Here is a 4,790-nt window from a genome sequence, read left to right as displayed (position 1 = left end):
CCCCATCCCCCCATCTCCCCATCAACTCCGACGCACAAAGGGCAATAGGTCTTGTAAAATCACTTCATGATGATGTTCTTGGGGATAATGTGCAACATCATTAAGTCGGACTATTTGAGCATCGGGTACGGAATTAGCGAATTTTTCCGCCATATCTAAACTTAACCAAGGGTCAGTTTTTCCCCATTGAATTAAAATAGGTTTTTGCCATTCTTTAAATCCAGATTCGATTTCTGCCATTGCGGTTGTTAACTCTAAATTCCGAATCGTTGCAAGTAAACTTCTTCCCGCAGCAGAAGCTTTTAAAAATGGTTTGCGATAAACGTCTAAATCTTTATCTTTAATAACGTAACGGCTACCACCCTCTAGAGTTCTGTCAACTAATAACGGGTCTTGAGTCATCATTTCACCAGCTAAAGGTAGACCCATTTGTTTAATTTTCCAAGGTAATTTAGCAGTAGAAGAAATTGGTGTATTAAGTATAATTATGTTGGTTATTTTGTCAGGATGACGTAAAGCATATTGTAAACCAACAGAACCTAAAAAACCTTGAACTACTAAAGAAAAACGTTCTAGTTTTATTGCTTCAATAAAATTATTTAAAGCAATAATATATGCAGATGGGGTGTATGCAAAATCTCTTTTTTCTGGTTTGCTAGAGAAACCGTAGCCAATCCAATCTGGTGCGATCGCCATAGTTCCTTGTTGTGCTAATCCGGGCATGATATTGCGCCAGCTATAGCTTTGCGATGGTAAACCATGTAACAATAGAACAGGTAATAAATCACTTCTGCCTATTGGTTCTACTTGTCGGTAAAACCATTCTAGTGAATCTACGGTTATTTTATGTTCTGTTATAGACATTATCAAAAAGCCTTATACAAAGATTTTTGTGATTAATTCCCAATTTGAATTAACGTGAATTCGATGAATAGCACAGAAGTCGGGTTTTTAGGATAAATGTCAGTAGTAACAGACAATAGTTATAAAAACCAGACTTCTAACCCCACGAAAAATCTTCAAGCCGCAATCGAAGAAGCTGTAAACAAGGCTAGACAGTCAACATCGAACTCACGTTAAATTGAGGAATAAAAGTGATAGAAGTCATAAAAATAAACTTCTACCATAACTAGCATAGGCTTTTGAGTGCTTTTAACAAAAAATAATTTATATCAGTTGACAGTTGATAGTTGACAGTTAAGAGTTCCCTCTTACCTACTCCCTTTATTATTCGCATTATCCTACGCGGCTTTAAAAAATCGGATAATTTCGCGCACGTGTTCTAGAAATTGTCCGTCGGTGGAAAGTTGAGCAATTGCTTGTTTTGATTCTCGTGATATTCCTTCGTGTTCAGTTTTGTTTGTTGCACGTAATTCTTCTATATTTGCAACAATATTGGCTAATTCTTTGCGAGTCTCTTGTAAATAAGTTTGTTGTTTTACTGTTAAAGAGTAGGGATTTTCAGGATTAAGTTGCTCTTCGATGCGCTTGAGTGTTTCTTCAAGACTAGTAAAGCGATGTCGCAATTCTACAATGTCTTCACGGGGATATGTTAATTCTTGGCGAATGCTTGTTAATCGCTGGTATAAATATTCATAAGCGCTAATAGCTGGACGCAACCCTGTTAATAATAATGCTGCACCGGAACTTATGTAACCAACAGCACTGATACCAGTTGCAGCCAATGTATAAAGACCAATTGCAGATAATATATGTAGAAAAATCGCCAGTATTAACGAACGTTTTACTAAAAGTTTGACATAATTTAGCTGTTTATCATCTACTGGAATTTCTTTTTTGATGGATTGCTTTGCTTCAAATAAAGTTTCTTTGGCTTTAAAATGAATATTCCAAGGTACAGTAACAATTACTAAAAGCCACCAAAAACTTGCACCACCTATTACCCAATCGAGAAAGTTACCCGCAGGAATATGAAACCATTGCAGCACACTAAAAGCTAAAAGTGTTACAACCACTATGGTAATAGTACTACTAAAAAACAAGTTTAAAAACATTTACGATTGATTATTATTGTTGTTAAAAGTCATATTTTCATGATGATGGCAAATAAAAAGTATATTGAAATGCTTGTGATAGTTTTTAGATTTACACAAAATAACTAGTAAAAATTTCACCATTCATATGGTGATTATAGATAGTTTATTGGTTGTGAGATTGTGATACTTTTTAAACTATCATGTAGAATCTTGCAATTTCCAATTAATTAACTGCAAGTAGTAACTTCACACTTTATTTAAGATATTGCAAAGTATTAATAAAGGTAAATGTCATCACATATAGTTTGTAGACAATTTGGTATGACTAAATAATAGAATCAGGATATACAATGAATGACCATTCACTGATTTCTAATATCATATCCGGTTAAACATTTGTAATAAAGGGAGTAGGAAGTAGGAAATAGGGAACAGAGAATAGGGAGTAGCGAATAATAACTAATCATCCGGACTTGATATAACTTGATAAATTATAAAAGCGAGCAACATCCTAATAAGAATGGTAACGCAAATTATTTAAGTATAAAAAATTAGTATGGAAAAACAGTTCGAGCGATTAGAACGTAACGAAGTTATATCTATTATAAATTCTAAAGATTTTGAAAATCTCGAAATATCTACGACTTTTAAAGTTTTAGAATTGCTAGAAGTTATACAGAAATATATTAGTTTTCAGATGCCAGAAGCATCTTTTTTTGATCAAGGTATTGATTGTGAAATTTTGAAGTTAGGCGCTAGAGGTTGGAAAAAGGGAAAAATCCGAATTTGTGTAGAATTTTGTCCCGAAGAACCAGAATATCCCTTGGAAGACCTTGCAGAATTATTAGAGTAAAAAGGTTAAAGGTTAAAGGTCAAGAAAGGTCAAAGGTCAAAGGTTAAAGGTGTAATAACTATTAACAACCAACAACCAATAACTAACTCTGGTGGTACTAACTCCTAACTCATAACTCCTAACTCATAACTCTTAACCCCATTCTTCTTCATCGTAATATCTTTCAATTTCTCGACTTCTTTCTCTAGGTGGACGACGACGGGGACGATCGCGAGGTCTTTCTTCTCTATCATCGCGGATACGACGACTCACTTCTTTGAAGTAATCTTGACGTAAGAAAGGATAATCGCTTACCCATAAGTTCCGACTGGGAATATATATGTCGGTTATTTCTTCGATTGTGCTTAAATCGGCATAGTTGGACATCACCAACATTTCTGCTACCTGTCCGCGATTAATCATTTTGTGAGAAACTTTTAATGGTGCTTTGAACAAAGCAGTAAATCCGGTTTCGTCCCCGACTTCTAAGTTAAGTCGTTTTTCACGATTTTCGACAATTACTAAATCACCTCTGTTGTTAACTGTTTCTTGCTTACCAAGCAATTCTTCTGTAATCCACCAGTCCAAGACTCTACCGCGAAAAAAACCACTGTACTTGTAACGACGACATTTTATATTTCGCAAACTAGCCCATAATACTGGACCCCATAACCAATAAAAAGCCCCGATCAATCCCAAGAAAAATAGAACCGGACCTGAAGCAAGCCGAAAAATAACTTTTACAAGTAAAACAATTGCTGCAACAACTACGGATATTAATAGTCGTTGCAAGAAATTGGAAAATTTCCCCCAATAGTATTTATACTGAGAACCAGTTGCGATTAGGGGAACTAATTGTTCAAACTTCTCGCGTGTCAATGGGACAAGCATTTGGATTTTAGATTTTGGATTTTAGATTTTGGATGAAAGGATTATTCAGTCACTGCATTGCTCTTCGAGAGTTATGACAAGTTTCCTATTTTTAGATTAAATAATCTTCTCTAATCCATATACTAACGACTTTAGCTGAAGAACTTTGCGAATTGCTAGTAATACTCCTGGCATATAGCAAGTTCTATCGCTGGTATCATGTCGTAAGGTATAAATTTCACCGGGTGAGCCAAAAATCACTTCTTGATGAGCAATTAAACCTGGTAAACGAATACTATGAATTCTGATTCCTTCATCAGCTTGACTTCCCCGCGCTCCTGGTATTTTCTCCGTTTCATTTACTATAGCTTGGTTGTAAGTTTTACCTAATTCTCCAAGCATTTGAGCGGTTTTGATTGCAGTGCCGCTGGGTGCATCAGCTTTTTGATTGTGATGTAGTTCGATAATTTCAACATGGTCAAAATACTGCGATGCTGCAATTGCTGCTTGTTGGAGTAATACCATCCCAATGGAAAAATTAGGAATAATCAAGCATCCTGTAGAAGCTTTATCAGCAAAATCTGCCAAATCTTGAATTTGCTCCGGACTTAAGCCAGTAGTCCCAACCACAGGACGCACACCATAGGCGATCGCGCTACGAATATTGTCATACACTGAATCTGGATGGGTAAAATCAACAACAACTCCCGGTTCTCTTTCTTGAGCAGCAAATGCCAGCATCGGTTCCATTTGATTAGTAATAGGAACTTCCAGAGGTTCGCTCAAACCAGCCAACTCTCCTGCGTCCTTATTTTGATGTTCGGGACTGGTATCAATCGCACCCACTAAATTCATATCCGGTGCTTCCGCAACAGCTTTGATTACCTCCCTACCCATTTTCCCGGCAGCACCATTCACAACAACTGGTATAAGTCCTTGATTAGCCATACTTTTATTTTTATTACGTTTAAATCAACAAAGAAATTGTAGACCCTGTAGGGGTAGTGCGGGAACCACCAGGACAGTTGACAGTTGACAGTGGACAGTTGACAGTTGTTATTTATTTCTCCCCATCCCCCCATCTCCCCATC

The 4,790-nt window shown here is 36.5% G+C and carries 5 protein-coding genes; 1 reads left to right on the top strand and 4 read right to left on the bottom strand.

Going from position 1 to position 4,790, the window contains the following annotated elements; genetic code table 11:
- Positions 1–21: 21 nt before the first annotated feature.
- Both IQ247_RS31450 and IQ247_RS31445 read right to left on the bottom strand, forming a co-directional pair.
- Positions 22–864, bottom strand: a complete 843-nt coding sequence (locus IQ247_RS31450; RefSeq protein WP_193926092.1) for an alpha/beta fold hydrolase — start codon at positions 862–864, stop codon at positions 22–24.
- Positions 865–1,241: 377 nt separating this feature from the next.
- On the bottom strand, positions 1,242–2,015 hold the full coding sequence (locus IQ247_RS31445; RefSeq protein ID WP_193926091.1) for a hypothetical protein: 774 nt from the start codon (positions 2,013–2,015) through the stop codon (positions 1,242–1,244).
- A 538-nt stretch (positions 2,016–2,553) separates the two neighbouring features.
- On the opposite strand from IQ247_RS31445, the gene IQ247_RS31440 reads away from it, so the two are divergent.
- The gene (locus IQ247_RS31440) at positions 2,554–2,850 is read left to right on the top strand and encodes a KGK domain-containing protein (protein WP_193926090.1); all 297 of its coding nucleotides are present in this window, start codon (positions 2,554–2,556) and stop codon (positions 2,848–2,850) included.
- A 132-nt stretch (positions 2,851–2,982) separates the two neighbouring features.
- On the opposite strand, the gene IQ247_RS31435 is transcribed toward IQ247_RS31440, so the two are convergent.
- On the bottom strand, positions 2,983–3,720 hold the full coding sequence (locus tag IQ247_RS31435) for a DUF8619 family protein (protein ID WP_193926089.1): 738 nt from the start codon (positions 3,718–3,720) through the stop codon (positions 2,983–2,985).
- Between the two features lie 96 nt (positions 3,721–3,816).
- Positions 3,817–4,647 (bottom strand): 4-hydroxy-tetrahydrodipicolinate reductase, encoded by an 831-nt coding sequence (gene dapB / locus IQ247_RS31430; protein WP_193926087.1) that lies wholly within the window; start codon positions 4,645–4,647, stop codon positions 3,817–3,819.
- Positions 4,648–4,790: the final 143 nt, after the last annotated feature.

This window comes from Plectonema cf. radiosum LEGE 06105 (assembly GCF_015207665.1).
Classification (GTDB): domain Bacteria; phylum Cyanobacteriota; class Cyanobacteriia; order Cyanobacteriales; family Nostocaceae; genus Rivularia; species Rivularia radiosa_A.
This window is presented reverse-complemented; position numbering and strand designations above follow the sequence as displayed.

What these genes read in the sequence shown, in the direction of transcription:
- IQ247_RS31445 (WP_193926091.1), bottom strand. Translation starts at nt 2,015, where the DNA reads ATGTTTTTAAACTTGTTTTTTAGTAGTACTATTACCATAGTGGTTGTA.
- IQ247_RS31435 (WP_193926089.1), bottom strand. Translation starts at nt 3,720, where the DNA reads ATGCTTGTCCCATTGACACGCGAGAAGTTTGAACAATTAGTTCCCCTA.
- dapB (WP_193926087.1), bottom strand. Translation starts at nt 4,647, where the DNA reads ATGGCTAATCAAGGACTTATACCAGTTGTTGTGAATGGTGCTGCCGGG.
- IQ247_RS31450 (WP_193926092.1), bottom strand. Translation starts at nt 864, where the DNA reads ATGTCTATAACAGAACATAAAATAACCGTAGATTCACTAGAATGGTTT.
- IQ247_RS31440 (WP_193926090.1), top strand. Translation starts at nt 2,554, where the DNA reads ATGGAAAAACAGTTCGAGCGATTAGAACGTAACGAAGTTATATCTATT.